Source organism: Mycobacterium sp. (assembly GCF_049608025.1).
In the GTDB taxonomy this organism is placed as follows: domain Bacteria; phylum Actinomycetota; class Actinomycetes; order Mycobacteriales; family Mycobacteriaceae; genus Mycobacterium.
Genome location: NZ_JBMYXC010000010.1, coordinates 1 through 17,901, shown reverse-complemented (window position 1 = coordinate 17,901; position 17,901 = coordinate 1). Strand labels below are relative to the sequence as shown.

Below are 17,901 nucleotides of genomic sequence, written 5' to 3'. Positions count from 1 at the left end.
GACCGGACCCGGCAACAGATACCGGACGGTGCCAGCATTCCTGGCAGCACCCGAGCTCAGAACGCGCGTATTTAAAAGCCAGACGGTTCGTGTTTTTTAACGAACACGGGCGTATGTTATCGTCGTCGGGTGCCTCGAGACGGACACGACACCAAGCGACGAATCCTTCGCAGCGCTACCCACATCGCGTCATCGGACGGGCTCGACGCGATCAGCTTCGGCAGGGTCGCGGACGATATCGGGGTCTCCAAGGGGGCGGTGGCCAACCACTTCCCTACCGCAGAGCAACTCCAGCTGCGGACCATCGACGAGGCCGGGGCGATCGTTCACGCCGCTATCGCCGATCGCGCCCGCGGCGCCGAGCCGGGTCTGCCCCGCCTGCGGGTCATTCTGGATGCGTGGCTGGACTACCTGGCCGACCCACCCTTTGATGGTGGCTGCTTCTTCGGCACCACAACGGTCGAATACGGTGCGCGGCCCGGTCGGCTGCGGGATGTTCTCGCAGACGCCGCTCGCGCTGGCCTGGAGTTGATACTCGAACAGACCCGTCTCGCACAGCGCCTTGGCGAGATCTCCGACCAGACCCCCGCCGAGCAGGTGGTGTTCGAACTACACGCCTACCTGCAGGAGGCCAATTGGGCCAAGCGAATCCTCGGCGAGGACGCTGCAATCGAATACGCCCGCACCGCAATTGATCACCGACTGACACCGAAAGGCCAGCCATGACAGAGCGAACTGTTGTCATCGAACGTGACATCGCCGCAACACCTTCCGAGGTATGGAAGGTGTTGGCAGACTTTCCGAATATCGCCGACTGGAATACCGGCGTCCGGACCTCACGATCCACCGGAACGCAGACGGCGGGGGTCGGCGCAAGTCGACATTGCGACCTGACCCCAGCCGGAACCCTCGATGAGACCATCACCGGCTGGGAGGAGGGCCGCCGGCTCACGATTGCTATCAACAAGGCCACCGTGGTGCCCATATCCCGAGGCGAAATCACCTTTCTCCTGGATACTTCGGGTGACAAGGTGACCCCGACCACCGTGGAATATCGGTATGCCCCCAAGGGAGGCCCCCTCGGCCGGTTCGTCGGACCCCTCCTCGACCGCCAACTCGCCAAGGGATTCGCCGGATTCCTCGCCGACCTCGAAGCCGCCGCCAAATAGCGATCGTCTCAGTTCCGCCCGGGCAGTTTCATCACCAGTCGTACGATCGGCAGGAGCGACTTCTGCCACAACGCGTCCGGCATACCGAACGGCGCATCGAGATTCAGGACTCGAGCCGTCGCGATCGTCTGCTCCTCAGTGTATTTCAGCAGCCCCTCGGGACCGTGCCGACGGCCGACGCCAGATATTCCCATCCCACCCATCGGGGCGCTGAGGCTACCCCAGGCGAACGCGTAGCCTTCATCGACGTTCACGGTGCCCGATCGCAAACGCGCGGCGATCTCCTCGCCCTCCGCAGTCGAACCCGCCCACACGCTGGCGTTGAGTCCGTACTCGGTGTCGTTGGCTTTCTCGACCGCCTCGTCGACGTCAGAGACCGGATAGATGGAGACGAGCGGCCCGAATGTCTCGTTCTCGGCACAGTCCATCTCGGGTGTGACGTCGGTCAACACTGTCGGCTCATAGAACAGAGGCCCGATATCGGGGCGGGCCTTGCCGCCCGCAATCACCTTGGCGCCCTTGGCTATCGCATCGTCGACGTGACTTGACACCGACTTGACCTGACCTTCGGAGATCAGGCTGCCCACACCGACCGAGAAGTCGTAGGCGGTGCCGAGCGTCATCTTCCGCACTTCCTCGCCAAACTTCTGGGTGAACTCGTCGGCGATGTCCTTTTCGATGTAGATCCGTTCGATGGAGATGCACAGCTGGCCGGCATTCGAAAAGCAGGCTCGGGTGGCTGCTTTCGCGGCCTTTGCCAAATTGGCGCCGCGCGCGACGATCATCGCGTTCTTCCCGCCGAGTTCGGCCGAGAACCCGATGAGTCGGCGGCCGGCGTGCTCGGCGAGCTTGCTGCCCGTTTCGGACGAGCCGGTGAACATGAGGTAGTCGCAGTTGTCCGCGATCGCAGTTCCGACTACCGAGCCCGGGCCCGGCACAATCGCGTACAGCGGCCGCGGCAGGCCCGCCTCGTACAGGAGTTCGGCGCACGCGAGCGCGCAGTACGGGGTCTGGCTGTCAGGCTTGACGACCACCGCGTTGCCCGCAATCAAAGCGGGTACCGAGTCCGACGCCGTAAGCGTCATCGGGTAGTTCCACGGCGATATCACACCCACCACGCCTTTGGGCTGGTAGCCGACCGTGGTCTTGCCGACCCCCGGCAGCAATGCCTGGACAGTGCGCGGCTTCAGCAGATCCTCGGACACGCGAGCGTAGTAGTTCGCATTCGCGATCAGGTCGACGACCTCTTCCTGGGCGGCCCAGCGGGCCTTTCCTGCCTCCGCCTGTAGCAAATCCATCAGGAAGCCGCGGTTCTTTATGACCAGGTCGCGATAGCCGCGGATGACCTCGATCCGCTCCTTGACCGGACGGCTCGCCCAATCAACCTGTGCTGCCCGGGCTTTGGCGAACGCCACCTCGACGTCAGCCGCGACGCCGACCGGGATCGTCGTCAACGGATTGCCGGTGAATACCTCGTCTATCGTCCGGCTCGGACGAGCACTGAGGTCATCGATAGCGGCAAGATTGCGCAAGCGATCAAATACCTCGGCTGGCGGTGCGGGCATGTCATCACCTCTCGGGAACTCAGATTGATGGCCACCAGGCTATCCCTTCCGAGTTCCGCTCCTCAGGCGTGCTCACGATCTAGCGCGGCCGGCACGCGGAGCTGCCACTATGGACACCTGAGAAAAGTCGCAGGGAGGAGGGCGAATGGCGGAATCCATCGACGGTCCCCGACAGACCTACTCCCGGCTGCGCGCGGCACACCTGAACACCGTCGCGGCGTCCCTTGAAGATCACATCGCACGTTTGAGCTGGTCGCGCCGGCAGATCGAAAGCTATCAAGAGCAGCGGTTGCGCGCCCTGCTCGGATACGCACGCGAGCGGTCACCGTTTCACGCCCAGCGCCTGCACGGTCTCGATACTTCCACGGCTTCGGTCGCCGACCTGGAGCGGTTACCGGTCATGACAAAGCAGGATGCCCAACAGAATTGGGACGATATCGTCACTACCGGCGACCTCGACCGCGACCACGCGGAGAACATTCTTGCTGAGCAGCAATGGTTTTCGTACACGCCGGGCAGCCAGCAGATCTTCAGCTCGGGCGGATCCAGCGGTGTACGCGGTGTCTACGTCTGGGATTGGGATTTCGCCGCATCGGCGAGCTGTCTTGCCTGGCGGATGCAGGCGGCCCAGGAGCGCCGGTCCTCGTCGCATTACCCGACGCTGCTGGCTGTTCTGGCAGCGGGCGGACCCCCGCACGCCAGCACGCCATTGTTCGACGTGCCGACCGCGCCGCAGATGACGACGCTGGTGATACCGGCCGGCGATCCGTTCGAGGACGTCCGTGCAGCTGTGGCAGCCGCCCGGCCCAGCCATCTGGTCGGTTACGCGACGGTGATCGGCAAGCTCGCCCGCGCCACTTTGGCAGGCGACTTGGAGATCAACCCCATCCGCGTCAGTACGAACTCCGAGCCGCTGGTCGGCGAGGACCGCCTGGCGATTGGACAAGCGTGGAACGCACAGCTGCACAACCTGTGGGGATCGACCGAGATCGGGGTCCAGGCAGTCGGATGTGGACTCGGCGAAGGACTGCACGTCTGCGAGGACGAGGTCATCCTCGAGCGGGTCGATGAGAACGGGACTCCGGTCGCCTCCGACGCCCCAGCGACCCGCACCCTGGCTACCGGCCTGGCCAACCGGACGTTTCCGTTCATCCGGTACGACTTGGGCGACCAGGTGCGCACGCTGGACGGCGACTGCGCATGTGGCAGCGCGTTCGCCCGGGTGGCCGACATCGGCGGACGCCGCGACGACGATTTCAGTTACCCGACGGCCACGATTCCCGCCGGCGTCTTCCGTCACATTCTCGGCACTGACGCTCGCGTGTCGGAGTACCAGGTCAAGCAGACGGCCAGCGGTGCCGACATCCTTGCCGTAGGAAATCCCGATGTTGATCAGCTGATCTCTTTGATCGCCGACGCACTCCGCGAACGCGGTATGAGCGATCCGGAGGTCGATGTCCAGTTGGTGCAGCACCTCACGCGCCAGCAGACAAGCGGCAAGCTGCGGCGGTTCATCCCGCTGAGAGCCCAGCCGAATGCCGGCAAACCCCCACCCGGCTGACGAACCCCCGCCCCACTGACGTACCCCCGCCCGACACGCCCGGGGCACCCGTGAGGACCTCACGCGCGGGCTGGCCGCACCCAACGACTGAATTGCGTTACGCCACGGCGATTCCAGGCCCGATTTCCCGCCGCTGCGTTACCCAGAATCGATGGGGTTGGCGGAATCGATGGGCTTGGCGAAATTCATGCCTGCTTTACCCGGCCCGCGAGGCGAAGAACCGGCCACTTGCTTGTGAGGCGTCGAACGCGTGACTTGTCGGCCCGACCATCGCAGCCGGCAGCGCGAACTGGCCCCCCGGCCAGGTATGTCCGCCACCGTCGATGCGGACGAATTCGACCTCGGTTGCATCTGCGCATCCAGCGGCGGTGAAGCGGTGCACTTTGGCGGCGGCGCCCTGGCCGACCGAGACCGTTTCGACGGGTGGCCCCGGGCAACGATCCAGCGCGCGCCACCGCTCCGCCATCGCCGGCGCGGACACGATGTCACTAGGCCCACCGCGCCCGACCATCGGACCGCCGTCATAGGGCACAACGGGATCAGCAGTACCGTAAATCAGTAAGACCGAGACCGGCCGCGAAGGATTGCATGCAGTGGCCACGCCCAAGGTCCCGGCAACTGGCGCGATGGCCGAGACGAGGTCGGCGCGTTCGCACGCCAGCCGGTTGGCCATGAACGCGCCGGCCGACATACCTGTCACGAAGACCCGGCCGGGCGCAATGCCGTGGTCATTCGAGAGTCGCTCGATCAGCGTTGCCAGAAATCCCACATCATCGACGCCATCCCAGTCGGGCACTGAGGCGCCGCGACCGTCGGCCCAGCTGAAGTCGATGCCGTCCGGGTAGGCCACGACGAACCCATACTGATCGGCGACGGCGTTGTAATTGGTCAGTGCGGCCTGATCCCCACCGGTCTGACCGGCACCGTGCAGATTGATCACCAATCCGGCCGGATGCTCGAGACCCGCGGGAACGTGCAGCACGAAGGTGCGCTGCAATCCGCCGAACGCCAGCGCGCCGGGGGGGACTCCAGGATTGGCCGACGCTGGTACTCCGCTCAAGGCGCCCAGAACAAGGAAGACACCGACAAACGCCGAGATGCGGGCAATCACCGCTCCAGTTTGCACGAGCGGGCCCATTCTCCACGGGCGGGCCCGGCCACCAGCGGGCCGAGAGCACGGGCCCACATGGGGTCCCTACTGACCCGCGGTGCGGGCCAGATCGATCGCATACTGATTCACGAAAGTGCCCGCGCTGGGTTCCCCATGGTCGCAGGATCCGTCGGATTCACCGGGACGTTTGATCCACAAGTAGGCATCGGCATGCGCGCCGGCGGTAGCCGTGGTCGGCGGGACACCCAGTGCACGACCAGCGGGATTGCACCATTGCATCCCGGTTTCCGGCGCCGGGCCGACGCCGTTGCGGGATGTGTCGATCACGTAGTTCGCACCGTTGGTCAGCGCCGAGACCGCCTCGCCGTAACCGATTTCCTCATCGGTGGTGTAGAAGTTCGCCGTGTTGATGCTGAAACCCCTGGCGCGGTCGACGCCGACCTCGTTGAGTCCGGCGGCGAGTTCCTCCACACTCAACCAGCGCGAGTGCCCGCCGTCGATGTACACGGCCGCGGCAGGATCGCGGGTCAGCGTGTCGACGGCGTAGCGCAGCAAGTCGAAGCGCTCCTGGCGCTGGTCAGGGGTAAGACAATCGGCCATCGCGATGGCATCCGGCTCGAGGATGATCGCAGCCGGCAACGAGCCCAGGCCGGAAGCGATGGCGTCGATCCACTCCCGGTAGGCCGCCGCTGAGCCAAACCCACCCGCCGCGTAGCTGTAGCAGTCGCGGTGCGGGATGGCGTACAGGGAGAAAACGGGCGTGGCGCCGACGGCCTGCGCCGAGCTGGCAATCCTCTGGACCGTGCTGGCGGCGGTGGGCGCAGGGAATGCGTGATCGAGCCAGTACGCCTGTGGCGTGTTGGCGATGGCCGTCAACTCAGGACTCGGCGGACTGGCGCTATTGGCGGCAGCCATGGCCTTCGAGATGGGATCGACGTAGAAGGGCCTTCCGGCCAGCGGGTTAGCCTCGCTGGCAAGGCGCACTGACGGGGCAGGATCGACATGCACCGTGCCGACTGAACAAATAGCGGCGACGGACGCCACCGCCAGGAACGGGGAGATCCACCGGGCGACGGTGCTGGCAGCTGAGAACATCACAGCAAGAAAATAGTGCCATAACGTCGATTCGCGCCAATCGGCAAATGGTCGGCTAGGGGATCCGACCGCCCCGACAACAGCACCGGGCCCCATGATCGAGAACCCGGGCCGGCGCCGGGGACGGATGAATTCGAACGCGTGCCGTTCCGACGATTCGGCGCACCGGCGCCGCCGGCGCAAGCTATGAATCAACGGTGAGCAACCACCAGGTGAATCTGACCAAGCAGGAAAATTCGTTGATCGACGAGTCTCAGGTCCACGCCCTTGCGCGCATGGACGAGGAGTCGCTGAAAGGACTGCAGAGCCGGCTCAGGAGAGCCCGCGACAAACACTTCAGCCTGTTGCGGCGCCAGGGTGCGGCCCGCGTGGAGGCCAAGGGGTCCCGCGGGGCCGCCCAACCTGCCAACGAACGCAGCAACGAAAAAGTGGAGATCTTCGATGAGGCGCTGGCGCGGGTGAGCGAGCGTCTCGACGATGTCGCCGACGAGTAGCTGTCAGCGCTGCGCACCCGGCATTAGGTACGACGACGCGTTCTCCGATTCCACGCGGGCTCGCGATGCTCGATCGGGCCGTTGGTCACGGGCGGAAGAATCGACTACCGGCCGATGGCGGCGGCCAGCGCCTCGGGATCGGCGACGCTGACCCACAGCGCCGAGTGATCCTTGAACCCGATGACCTTGGGAATCTTCTGCTTGAAGGCGATGCACAGACCCGCCTCGTGGTTGGTTCCGAAGGTGATGCCGTCGTCGGTGAAGCTGAGCCGCAGTCCCACCGCGGTGTACCAGCGATGGGGGCCACTGACCTCGGTGTGATCGATGTTGTCCAACGGGGTCTCGATGCTGAAGCGGCCATAGGTGGCACGAAGCAGTCCGTCTTCGGTGAGGTCGACTCCGTCCTGGTCGCTGACCCCTATTGCGGCGAACAACGGCGCCCACCGGCGGTCGAGTCGGTACGGAAACGCAGCAGGTGGACGCATGAGGGCATGGTTCCAGATCGTTGGGCGTCACCGGAGAGTGGGGTGGTCTGTTGCGTGCCGCCCCGGCCGAACTCCCCACAGTGAAGCCCCTTCGCAAGGCAGTGCCGATCCGTTCACTAGCCTCGGTGCCATGAAAGCCATGGCTCAGCGGAGCTGGAATCCGGCAGAGAAGCTGGAGCTCGTTGAGCTACCCACGCCCGAACCGAAGAAGGGCGAGGTCCGGGTGCAGGTCCAGGCGATCGGGGTTAACCCCGTCGACTGGAAAATGCGCACCTCCGGGCCACTGCGGTTGGCAGCACGCCTGCTGGGGCCGAAGCCGCCGGTGGTGGTGGGGGTGGACTTCGCCGGGGTGGTCGAGGCGGTCGGTCCCGGGGTTACACGTACCGCCCCCGGTGAGCGGGTGGTCGGCGGCACCAACTTCTCCCGCGGCCAGCGGGGTTCGTATGCCGATACCGTCGTGGTGCGCGAGGATCAGCTCTGCGTTGTCCCGGACGCCGTGGACATCGCCGTGGCAGCCGCCCTGCCCGTGAGCGGAGTCACCGCTCAGCTGGCGGTGGTGGACCTGGGCGGCATCCGCCGCGTGCAGCCCGGCCAACGGAGGGTCCTGGTGCTGGGCGCCTCCGGCGGCGTAGGCCAGCTGGCTGTCCAGATCGCCAAGCTGGAGGGCGCCTTCGTGGCCGGCGTCTGCTCGACGAAGAACGTGGAGATGGTCAAGGGCCTTGGGGCCGACCTGGTCCTCGACTACAACGAGGGCGATGTGCTCGCACAGGCCAAGGCACATGCCCCTTTCCACGTGGTCGTCGACTGCGTGGGCAGCTACTCCGGCGCCGGGTGCCGAGGTCTGCTGTCCCCCCGCGGTCGCCACATCATGGTGGCCGGCGATGAACCCAGCGCCGTCGTGCAGATGCTGATGCCACCCTTCAAATCCAAGACCATCTTGGGCAGGCCCACGGGCGCGCGGCTCGAACCATTGGTAGCCGCCGCGGCTGCCGGCAAGCTGCATGTGGCCATCGCCCAGAAGCTTCCCCTCACGCGCGCTGAGGAAGCCCACGAGCTCAGCCGGACCAGCCGCATGACCGGCAAGCTGATCCTCGAACCCTGATCCACGGCCGAGCCCCATCCCACGGCCGAGCCCCATCCCACGGCCGAGCCCCATCCCACGGCCGAACTGCGTAACGCCAGGGAGACTCCAGGCGCCAGGATTCGCCACTGCGTTACGCAGAGTCCCAGATCGGCGCCCGGGAGACGTTCGCAAGGCCGTGTCAAAGAAGTCGAGTCAAGGAACCTGTCGGCGCCGTGCAGAACACTGCCGGCATGGGCGAACCGTTTCTGGGCAGCGTGGCACTCGCCGCCGGCCGCCTCACCCGTCACGAGCTTCGCACCCGGTTCGTTGCTATCCACCACGATGTCTACGTCCCGAAGCACACGGAATTGACGGCAGTCATACGGGCGAAGGCATGCTGGCTGAGGACTCGCGGCCACGGCATTCTGGCGGGCAGCTCGGCCTCGGCACTTCACGGCGCCAAGTGGATCGACGCCAAAGTTCCGGCCACCGCGATCGATACCAACCGGCGCCGAACAGCCGGGATCGTCGTGTGGGCCGGGACCATCAACGAGGACGAGGTCTGCGTCGTCGATGGCATGCGGGTGACGACGCCGGTGCGCACCGCTGTGGATCTCGCGCGTCGCTACTCGCTCGACGCCGCGGTCGCTGCGGTGGACTCGCTCGCGCGAGCTACTCGCCTCAAGGTGACCCAGATTGAATCTGCCGTGCGCAGGCACCCTGGCCGCCAGGGCCGGAACCGAGCTTTGGAAACACTCTCGCTGGTGGACCCGGGAGCCGAATCGCCCCGTGAGACGTGGTTGCGGCTGATAGTTGTTCGAGCGGGCTATCCACGGCCGGAGACACAGCTGTCGGTGTACAACGAGTACGGCGCGCTGATCGGGGTCGTCGACCTCGGTTGGCGAGACCTCAAAATCGCTGTGGAGTACGAGGGCAAGCACCACCGCATGAGCAGGGAGCGGTTCGACCGGGACATCCGCCGCATCGACGAGCTGCTGGAGCTGGGGTGGATCGTCATTCGCATCACCGCGATGGACACCGACGCCACCGTCCGGCGCCGGCTGGCTCAGGCGTGGGGGTCGCGCACCCAGGTCACCCGTGGATGACCCAGACGCCGACCACCCACGCCGTCGCCGCCAGCAGCGCCCCGGTCAACTCAACTCCCACGGACAGCGCGACACCCTTGAGCGCGTGGACGGTGGAGGCCCACGCCCGGGCGAGGTTGCCACGAACCGCCAATTCGGCGGCGAACACACCCGCTACGAAACCGATGAGCAAACCGATCACCGGGACGACGAAGAAGCCGACGAAGCCTGCCAACGCCCCGATTACCAGCGTCGAGGTTCGCACCTGCGCCTGGCGCATGCGTTTGACGGGCCAGGTGTATTTGACGATCTCGGCGGTGACGATCAGCGCGGCCGCAACTCCGAAAGTCACCCAGGACACCGCGGTGCTCTCGACGAACGACCACACGCCGATGGCCGCGATGACCAGGAGCGCGCCCGGCAGGATCGGCACCACGATGCCCACCAGTCCGACCGCAATCGCCAGCGCGACGAGAATGATGCCGACGGCGCTCACCGAACTGTCAGCCGAGGCTGAAGGCGGCCCGCTCGGCCGCCGACAGGTCGGCGATCTCGCCCCACCTAACTGCGACATCGTCCACCGACGGCACCTCGGTGAACGTCACACCGGAATTCTGGAACAGCGCGACCCGTTGCACTTTGCCGCCGCCGACGATGAACACCGAAGCGGTATCGGGCACTTCCTCGGTGCACAGGTAGGCGACCACAGGTGCCACGTACTCGGGCGTGAGCTTCTCGAATACCTCGGGCGGCAGAATGTCCTGCGTCATCCGGGTGGCCGCGATCGGGGCCACGGCATTGGCCTTGATGTCGTACTTGGCGCCTTCCTGAGCGAGGGTGTTGATCATCCCCACCAGGCCCATCTTGGCCGCCCCGTAGTTGGCCTGACCGAAGTTCCCGAACAGACCGCTGGTGGAGGTGGCCACGACCACGCGGCCGAACCCGTTCTCCCTGAAGTGCGGCCAGGCGGCGCGGATGACGTTGTAGCCGCCGTAGAGGTGCACCTTGATCACGCTGTCCCAGCTGCCGAACTCCATCTTGTGGAAGGTGCCGTCGCGCAGGATGCCCGCGTTGCTGACCACACCGTCGACCTTGCCGAACTCGTCTACCGCGGTTTTGATGATGTTGGCTGCGCCCTCTTGCTCGGCGACGGAGTCGTAGTTCGCCACAGCGCGGCCGCCGGCGTCGCGGATCTCCTTGACCACCTGGTCGGCCATCGCCGACCCGGCACCGGTGCCGTCCCGCGCTCCGCCAAGGTCATTGACGACGACGCTGGCCCCTTCTCGGGCTAGCGTCAGCGCGTATTCGCGGCCGAGTCCGCCGCCGGCACCTGTGACAACAACGACACGATCCTGCACTCCTGGCACTGATTGTTCCTCTCTCGAATTGTCCGAGCCGACGGGTCCTGGGTCGGCCTCTGCCCACCGGTCGTGGGCGCAACGCTCGTGCTCTTCACATCAGAAGAGCCTGCGCGCCCTCTTCCATGCCTTATCTGTATACGGCGGGCACATCGTGGCCGAGCCATCGGGTCGGGTTGGCTTCGTCATCCACTCGAAACCCGAGGCTGTTCCGTCCTGAACTCCCGGGGAGCTATACCTTTTCGCCGGTCACGAACGTGGAGAAGGACTCATCCCCGGAGTCGGGTATTTCGACCATGCGGCCCAGGCGTCGCATTTCTTCATTTGAGGCAACGGTTTCCGACCGCCAGCCGTGATCGGACAGCCACCCGGCGACATCGGCCCGGTCGGGGTCCTCGTAGGTCAACTCGGTGATGTCGATGGGCTCCACACCAACCTGCGCGGCGACCTCCACGAATCGCTTCCGGATCCGTTCGCGGCGCTCCTCGGCTTGGACTCGCATGGTCTCAGCGGCCACCCGACTGCCTGGCGCGGAAAGTTCGTCGATCTGGGTGAACAGCCGATCCTGCGCATCGGCCGGCAGATACATCAGCAGGCCCTCGGCCAGCCACGCCGTCGGCTGCGCACTATCGAAACCCGTCTTGACCAGCGCTGTCGGCCAATCTTGGCGGAGATCAACAGGAACCTCTCGTCGCGCCGCGGCGGGGCTCACGTCGTGCAGTGCCAGCGTGCCGGCTTTGTATTCGAGCACTTTTGGCTGGTCGATCTCGAACACCGTGGTGCCCGTCGGCCACGCCAGGCGGAACGCCCGCGAGTCGAGACCGGAGGCGAGGATGACGACCTGGCGGATGCCCGCCGCGCTTGCACTGGCGAAGAACTCGTCGAAGAAGTGCGTGCGCACAGCCTGGTAGCTGCCCATGTGCTCGAACAATGCGCCGATCTCGGCGTCCGCTTCGGCGATCCTGGACACCATCTCCGGGTCGAGCAGGCATTCCCATACTCCCGTACCCGCGTCGGCCACCAGAATCTGAGCGTATGGATCGCTGATCAACGGCTCGGGCCGGACGGTCTCGGCGGCGCGGGCGGCAGCGACCAGGACTGCAGTGGCCCCGACGCTGGAGGCGATATCCCAGGTGTCATTGTCGGTGCGCTGTGAGCTCATGGTCGGCTACCTCTCGTTGGCACTGAAACTCGTTGGGGCTGAAATTTCTCGCTGGCGCTGAAGTCAGTCCGGCGCTGAAGCGGAAATACTTCGCCAGTCTATCTAATTGTTGGCCGCCGCAGACACAGGTGTGAAACACGCCACACGCACGCACTTCGATCCGACGCAGAAACCTCCACCAGGTGCTGGACGTCCGGGTACTCCACCTCGGTGTCCGCACCCGGCTCGCCCAGCGCGATGACAAAGCTGACCCGCCAGGTCACCAATTCCGTGAGCTCTTCGGCGCTTCGAACCCCCCCCAGCCACAATCCGTTCATCGGCGGTCCGCAGGCAGGGCGTCGGCTGAACTACGGTTCTAGGCATGGGAGATGTCTCTTCGAAAGAGTCGTTCTTCGAAGTCGGCCTCGAGATCCTTTCCGACCGGGGCTACGGCGGACTGAAGCTGGCCGAGGTCTGTCAGCGGCTCGGGGTCACGACCGGATCCTTCTACCACCACTTCAGCAGCTGGTCGGCCTACACCCAACAGCTGGTCGCGCACTGGCGCGAGGATATGACCACGAAGGTGGTGGAGGCGGTTGGAGCTGAACCTGACCCTCGGAAACGCATCGACAGCCTTATCCAGACAGGGCTCGCGCTGCCCCACGGCGCCGAGGCCGCGATCCGGGTATGGAGTTCGATCGACCCCCGGGTACATGCCGTGCAGGCCGCGGTGGACAGTCAACGGTTCGCGACGGTGTACGAGGCCGCTCTGGAAATCCTGCACAGCGAACGGCAGGCGGAACTCTTCGCCGGGTGGGCGTTGTACCTGCTGGTGGGTTATGAGCAGGTGACAATGCCACCCGACGCCGGCGGTTTTGCCTGGATAGTGGCCCAACTGCTGGAGGCGCTCGACTCGGGCCGGTTCGGTTCGGTGCCCGATGGGCAGTGAGGTCCCCGAGAACGGCGCCGGCCGGTCTGACGCCACAGAGCCGGCGACACCGGTCGCACATGTCGTCGCCACACTGCGGGAGCGCCTCTACGGCGCGATCTCCTGCCTGGCGACGCTCGCGGTGCTGACCAATTACACCGGCGAGGAGACCGGCGCGTGGTACCGGATGATCGACGTTGCGGTCGCAATGGGCGGCCTGTGGGCGGCCAGCCTGCTCGCCGACTGGGTGGCTCACCTGAGCGTGCACGAGCGGGCGCCGCGGAGTCTGGAGACCTGGCGAATGTTGCAGGCATCCAGCCAAATCCTGCAGGCCAGCCTGCTGCCCATGCTGTCGCTGGCCGCCGCGGGCCTCGGCCTTCTCGAGATCGACACAGCGATGTGGATCGCGAAGTGGGTGCTTGTCGCCGAACTCGGCCTTATCGCGTTCGCCGCTGTTCGTCGGACCGGACTGCCCTGGTGGCAGCAACTGGTGACGGTTGTCTCACTGGCCGGCGTCGGTCTATTGGTCATCGGCATCAAGGTTCTCGCCCACTGATGAGCGTCGGCGCCAACAGCATGCGATACCGCATCGAAAGGCGCATACACCAGCGCGACCCCGAGCACGACGCGCTGCGGCGCGCGCTTCGGGCGGCGCTGGTAGTGCCGCTTGCCGGGGGGCTATGTTTCGCCGTCGCCGGTGACAATCCGCAGACGCCGCTGTACGCCATCTTGGGGTCCGTCGCGCTGCTGGTGTTCACCGATTTCCCCGGCAATGGCCAGAACCGCGCCGTCGCCTACGCCGGACTGGGTGTCAGCGGCTTCATCATGATCACCCTGGGCACCCTGGTAGCTCCGCAGGCGTGGCTGGCCGTGTTGGCGATGTTCGTCGTCGGGGTGGTGGTGACGTTCTCGGGCTTGTTCAGCGAGACGATCGCCGCGGCCCAACGCGCTACGTTGCTGACGTTCGTGCTGCCGGCATGCACGCCACCGGCACCGATCGAGGACCGGCTGTTGGGCTGGACCATCGCGCTGGCGGTGTGCGTGCCCGCCGCGCTGGTCGTGCTCCCGCCGCGCCACCACGGCGAACTCCGACGCCACGCCGCGCGGGCCTGTCGCGTGCTGGCCGACAGGTTGGACGGACGCGCGTCGGCCGCCGATGCCTCCGCGGCTATGGACGCGTTGCGCGCCAACTTCCTCGGTGCTGACTTCCGGCCGGTGGGGCTGACGGCCGGTAGCCGTGCGCTGGTACGGGTAGTAGACGATCTGGAGTGGGTCACCGAAAACACCGGGGAGCAGGCCGGGGCGGCGCTGGCTGATATGAAGGAACCCGCTGTCCAAGTGCTCCGCGATGCCGCCGCTGTGCTGCGCATCACGCGCGTGGCCAGACGGGACGCAGCGCGCGCTGACTTGGATGCGGCTCTCAGTAGGTTGAGGACCGCCTCGCGCGGGAGGTACCGCGAGGACCTCGCCGCCATCCTCGACGCCGCCGACGACGACCAGGCTGTTGAGTTGGGCCGGGAGTTGCTGCGCCGGCGAACGATCGCGGCCACCATCGGAGCGACGGGTCGCATGATCGCTGTCGCGGCGGCTGCCGACGCACGTCAGGTATGGGCCCGCGCACTGGATCTGCGCCTCCCCGAGACCGGCGCCTCGGAACGGGTGCTGCCGGCAACCGCGATGGCCGCCCAGGTCACCTCGGGCTTCCTGGCCAACCGCGCCGTGGCGCTGCGCAACAGCCTGCGCACCGGAGTCGGCCTCGCGCTTGCGGTCGCCGTCACTCACATCTTCCCGGTCGAGAACGGGTTCTGGGTCGTCCTGGGCGCGCTCTCGGTGCTGCGCAGCAGCGCACTGACCACGGGCACCCGGGTGTGGCGCGCGGTGATCGGGACGGGTATCGGTTTTCTGATTGGCGTGGTGGTCATCTCCGTGGTCGGGGTCGATCCCGTGGTGCTGTGGATTCTCATGCCATTCGTGGTTTTCGGTTCGGCCTACGTGCCCGAGATCGCATCGTTCACTGCGGCGCAGGCCGCGTTCACGATGATGGTGCTGATTTCGTTCAACCTCGTTGTGCCAACCGGTTGGGAGGTTGGGCTGATCCGCATGCAGGACGTCATAATCGGCGCCCTGGTGGGTGTCGTCGTGTCGCTGTTGTTGTGGCCGCGCGGAGCCACCGCATCGGTGACGTCCGCGATCGACTCGGCCCGCTCGATCTTCGCGCAGTACCTACGGGTCGCGGTATTGCGCATCACCCGGGGCGAGTTCGAGGAGCGCGCCGACGAACTCGTGACGCTGAGCCACGACGCCCTGGCCGCCTCTCGAGTGATCGATGATGCTGTGCGCCATTATCTTTCGGAGAGCAGCGGCGAGACGGACTTTCGCGCCCCGACCGTGCGCTCGTTCCACCGGGCCATCAGACTGCGCGCGGCCGCCGACCTGATCGCCGACATCCCCACGCCGCCACCCCTGTCGGCACTTCCGGCGGTGCGCGCGGTGGTGGAGTCCCACGTCGACGCGATCTGCGAGCATCTGGCGGGGCAATCCCACCCCGAGCAGTCCTGGATGCCGATCGCCGACGAGTTCGTGGTGGCTCTGCGCTCCGAAGCGCCCGACAACGACCTCGGCGTGGCGGCAGCCCTGCCGTTGCTGACCGCCGCTGCGTTGCTCGGCGAACTGGAGACGATATACACGATGCAGAAAGTGCCGTAAGTCATCGCGAGCGGGTCAGCCCAGCACCTCCCACGCGGCCGCGCGCGCTTCGTCAGCGCTGGCCGTGGACCGCACCGCCTGCGCTGCTTCACGGCACTGTTGCAGCGTGACCTGCGCCAGTTTCGCGCCCACCCCCTGCACAGCGGCCGCGGCCGCCGACAGCGACGTCACCCCGAGACCGGTCAGCACGCAGGCCAGCAGTGGATCGGCGGCGGCCTCGCCGCAGACCCCGACCGGCTTGCCCACCGCGGTGCCGGCGCGGGCCGTCATGGCGACCAGGGACAGCACCGCCGGCTGCCACGGATCGGTGAGTGTCGCGAGGTCGGCTGACATCCGGTCAGCGGCCATCGTGTACTGGGCCAGGTCGTTGGTCCCGATCGATAGAAAGTCGACATGCTCGAGAATTCGTTCGGCCAGCAGCGCCGCCGCGGGCACCTCGATCATCACTCCCGGCGTGAGCCCGTGTGAACGTACTTGGCCCGCAAAGCTTTCCGCCTCCTGGGCGGTCGCGATCATCGGCGCCATCACCCACGGCTGGTTTCCGGTGCGCTCCGCGGCGGCGGCGATCGCCTCGAGCTGATGCCTCAGCAGCCCGGGGTTAGCTTCGGCGATGCGGATGCCGCGGACGCCGAGCGCGGGGTTGGCCTCATCGGGATGCGCGGCGAACTTCAGCGGCTTGTCCGAACCGGCGTCGAGGGTGCGGACGACCACCGTGCGCCCGGCGAATGCCGCTAGCACCTCGGTATAGATGTCGGCCTGCTCGGCCACGCTCGGTTCGGTATCACTGTTGAGGAAGCACAGCTCGGTGCGGAACAGCCCTATGCCCTCGGCCGGTGTCTCCCGGGCCGAGCGGGCTGACGCGCCGTCCTGGACGTTGGCGAGTACGGCCACGGCGTGGCCATCGGCAGTGGCACCCGGGCCCGACCAATTCTCGGTTCGCCCTGCCGCGCCGCGGGCCTCGGCCACGGCTTCGCAGGCGGCCGCCCGGTCAGGAGTGACCGTGACGGTTCCCCGGGTGCCGTCGACGAGAACCATCGCTCCGGCGGGGACGTCGCCGAGGCCGCTGACGGCTACGACGCACGGAATGCCGAGCTGGCGCGCGATGATCGCGCTGTGGCTGGTCGGGCCGCCCAGGGTAGTGGCCAGGCCGACGACGAGCGTCGGGTCCAGGCCTGCGGTGTCGGCGGGCGATAAGTCCTCGGCGCACAGGATGGAGGGCTGCTCGGGCGGCGGGATGCCCGGCTCGGCCAGCCCGTCAAGCTCGGCGATGACGCGGTTCCCGATGTCGCGAAGGTCGGTCACACGTTCGGCCATCAGCCCACCGAGTTGAGTGAACAGGTCGACGAACTGGTCTACCGCGGCGACCACCGCGCGGCCTGCGGGAGCGCCCTCCATGATGCGCTTCTCCGCGGCGCCGAGCCAGGCACGATCCTGGGCCAGGGTTGCGGTCGCGGCGAGCACCTCGGACGCTGCGCCCGTCGCGTGCGCGGACCGATCGCGCAACCGGGCAGCGACGACCGCCGCTGCCGCGGTGAGACGTTCCCGTTCGGCGAGGCGGTCCACCTCGGCAACATCCCGGGTCGCCTCCCGGTGGACATCGGGCAGCTCGCCCGGCCTGATCACCGGACCGTACTGGGCTCCGGGGACCACGGGAACGCCCTGCAACACCCGGCCCGGGCCCCAACCCGAATCCGCGGCCGGCGGGGTGGGCGACGGCGGCGCAACCATGCGAACCAGATTACAAGACGCTGTTGACAAAACAATATGATCAGAAGTAAAACCAACGATACCAACATTAGGCTGGACTCCGGTATCCACAGGTAAACCCGGCCCTCGGACTGCGCACATCCCTGATCGCACCCCGCAGCCTCGACCCCGCAGCCTCAACCCCGCAGCCTCGATGGGACGGAGCCCCATGTACCCCGAAGAGCGACAGCAGGCCATCGCCTCCCTGGTCATCACGCGGGGCCGGGCGTCGGTCACCGAGCTGGCGAAGGCGTACGACGTCACCACCGAGACGGTGCGGCGCGACCTCGCAGCGCTGGACAGAGGGGGCATGGTGCGCCGGGTTCATGGCGGTGCCGTTCCAGTTCGGGCGCTGCAGCTCGTCGAGCCCGAAGTGGGCGAGGAAGAGGTCGCC

Annotated in this window: 18 protein-coding genes; 10 read left to right on the top strand and 8 right to left on the bottom strand. The window is 66.5% G+C overall.

Annotation, left to right across the window (positions count from 1 at the left end; genetic code table 11):
- Positions 1–129: 129 nt before the first annotated feature.
- Positions 130–726, top strand: a complete 597-nt coding sequence (locus ACPGXI_RS05490) for a TetR/AcrR family transcriptional regulator (protein WP_526650625.1) — start codon at positions 130–132, stop codon at positions 724–726.
- On the top strand, positions 723–1,169 hold the full coding sequence (locus ACPGXI_RS05485) for an SRPBCC family protein (protein ID WP_526650623.1): 447 nt from the start codon (positions 723–725) through the stop codon (positions 1,167–1,169). Before ACPGXI_RS05490 ends, ACPGXI_RS05485 begins: the two co-directional genes overlap by 4 nt.
- 8 nt (positions 1,170–1,177) lie before the next feature.
- Here ACPGXI_RS05485 and ACPGXI_RS05480 read toward each other — a convergent pair whose 3' ends face one another.
- On the bottom strand, positions 1,178–2,734 hold the full coding sequence (locus ACPGXI_RS05480) for a succinic semialdehyde dehydrogenase (protein ID WP_526650621.1): 1,557 nt from the start codon (positions 2,732–2,734) through the stop codon (positions 1,178–1,180).
- Between the two features lie 145 nt (positions 2,735–2,879).
- Here ACPGXI_RS05480 and ACPGXI_RS05475 point away from each other — a divergent pair, with 145 nt between their 5' ends.
- Positions 2,880–4,295, top strand: a complete 1,416-nt coding sequence (locus ACPGXI_RS05475; protein ID WP_526650619.1) for a phenylacetate--CoA ligase family protein — start codon at positions 2,880–2,882, stop codon at positions 4,293–4,295.
- Between the two features lie 196 nt (positions 4,296–4,491).
- On the opposite strand, the gene ACPGXI_RS05470 is transcribed toward ACPGXI_RS05475, so the two are convergent.
- Entirely contained in the window at positions 4,492–5,433 is a 942-nt protein-coding gene (locus tag ACPGXI_RS05470) for an extracellular catalytic domain type 1 short-chain-length polyhydroxyalkanoate depolymerase (protein ID WP_526650617.1), read from the bottom strand.
- 57 nt (positions 5,434–5,490) lie between these two features.
- Positions 5,491–6,501 carry a glycoside hydrolase family 6 protein gene (locus tag ACPGXI_RS05465; RefSeq protein ID WP_526650754.1) on the bottom strand — a complete coding sequence of 337 codons (1,011 nt, stop codon included), beginning with the start codon at positions 6,499–6,501 and terminating at the stop codon, positions 5,491–5,493.
- Positions 6,502–6,698: 197 nt separating this feature from the next.
- On the opposite strand from ACPGXI_RS05465, the gene ACPGXI_RS05460 reads away from it, so the two are divergent.
- On the top strand, positions 6,699–6,995 hold the full coding sequence (locus tag ACPGXI_RS05460) for a hypothetical protein (protein WP_526650615.1): 297 nt from the start codon (positions 6,699–6,701) through the stop codon (positions 6,993–6,995).
- A 104-nt stretch (positions 6,996–7,099) separates the two neighbouring features.
- On the opposite strand, the gene ACPGXI_RS05455 is transcribed toward ACPGXI_RS05460, so the two are convergent.
- Positions 7,100–7,480: a hypothetical protein gene (locus tag ACPGXI_RS05455; protein WP_526650614.1), complete on the bottom strand. Its 381-nt coding sequence runs from the start codon at positions 7,478–7,480 to the stop codon at positions 7,100–7,102.
- Between the two features lie 130 nt (positions 7,481–7,610).
- Between ACPGXI_RS05455 and ACPGXI_RS05450 the strand changes: the two genes are divergently transcribed.
- Both ACPGXI_RS05450 and ACPGXI_RS05445 read left to right on the top strand, forming a co-directional pair.
- Complete coding sequence (locus tag ACPGXI_RS05450; protein ID WP_526650612.1) at positions 7,611–8,582, top strand: NAD(P)-dependent alcohol dehydrogenase; 972 nt, start codon at positions 7,611–7,613, stop codon at positions 8,580–8,582.
- A 212-nt stretch (positions 8,583–8,794) separates the two neighbouring features.
- Positions 8,795–9,649: a type IV toxin-antitoxin system AbiEi family antitoxin gene (locus ACPGXI_RS05445; protein WP_526650610.1), complete on the top strand. Its 855-nt coding sequence runs from the start codon at positions 8,795–8,797 to the stop codon at positions 9,647–9,649.
- Here ACPGXI_RS05445 and ACPGXI_RS05440 read toward each other — a convergent pair.
- From ACPGXI_RS05440 to ACPGXI_RS05430, 3 genes are all read right to left on the bottom strand, one after another.
- Entirely contained in the window at positions 9,636–10,124 is a 489-nt protein-coding gene (locus ACPGXI_RS05440; protein ID WP_526650608.1) for a DUF456 family protein, read from the bottom strand. The two genes, ACPGXI_RS05445 and ACPGXI_RS05440, sit on opposite strands and share 14 nt — an antisense overlap.
- A gap of 7 nt (positions 10,125–10,131) precedes the next feature.
- On the bottom strand, positions 10,132–10,995 hold the full coding sequence (locus ACPGXI_RS05435; protein ID WP_526650606.1) for an SDR family NAD(P)-dependent oxidoreductase: 864 nt from the start codon (positions 10,993–10,995) through the stop codon (positions 10,132–10,134).
- A gap of 223 nt (positions 10,996–11,218) precedes the next feature.
- The gene (locus ACPGXI_RS05430; protein ID WP_526650604.1) at positions 11,219–12,148 is read right to left on the bottom strand and encodes a class I SAM-dependent methyltransferase; all 930 of its coding nucleotides are present in this window, start codon (positions 12,146–12,148) and stop codon (positions 11,219–11,221) included.
- Between the two features lie 361 nt (positions 12,149–12,509).
- On the opposite strand from ACPGXI_RS05430, the gene ACPGXI_RS05425 reads away from it, so the two are divergent.
- From ACPGXI_RS05425 to ACPGXI_RS05415, 3 genes are read left to right on the top strand one after another with little or no spacing between them, the layout of a single operon-like run.
- Positions 12,510–13,076: a TetR/AcrR family transcriptional regulator gene (locus ACPGXI_RS05425; protein WP_526650602.1), complete on the top strand. Its 567-nt coding sequence runs from the start codon at positions 12,510–12,512 to the stop codon at positions 13,074–13,076.
- Complete coding sequence (locus tag ACPGXI_RS05420; protein ID WP_526650600.1) at positions 13,066–13,611, top strand: hypothetical protein; 546 nt, start codon at positions 13,066–13,068, stop codon at positions 13,609–13,611. The genes ACPGXI_RS05425 and ACPGXI_RS05420 overlap by 11 nt, the downstream gene beginning before the upstream one ends.
- Positions 13,611–15,761, top strand: a complete 2,151-nt coding sequence (locus ACPGXI_RS05415; protein WP_526650598.1) for an FUSC family protein — start codon at positions 13,611–13,613, stop codon at positions 15,759–15,761. The genes ACPGXI_RS05420 and ACPGXI_RS05415 overlap by 1 nt, the downstream gene beginning before the upstream one ends.
- Before the next feature lie 15 nt (positions 15,762–15,776).
- Here ACPGXI_RS05415 and ptsP read toward each other — a convergent pair whose 3' ends face one another.
- Positions 15,777–17,489, bottom strand: coding sequence for a phosphoenolpyruvate--protein phosphotransferase (gene ptsP, locus ACPGXI_RS05410; RefSeq protein ID WP_526650596.1), 1,713 nt, complete (start codon positions 17,487–17,489; stop codon positions 15,777–15,779).
- A 187-nt stretch (positions 17,490–17,676) separates the two neighbouring features.
- Here ptsP and ACPGXI_RS05405 point away from each other — a divergent pair.
- On the top strand, positions 17,677–17,901 hold a 225-nt coding region (locus ACPGXI_RS05405; RefSeq protein ID WP_526650752.1), incomplete at its 3' end, for a DeoR family transcriptional regulator.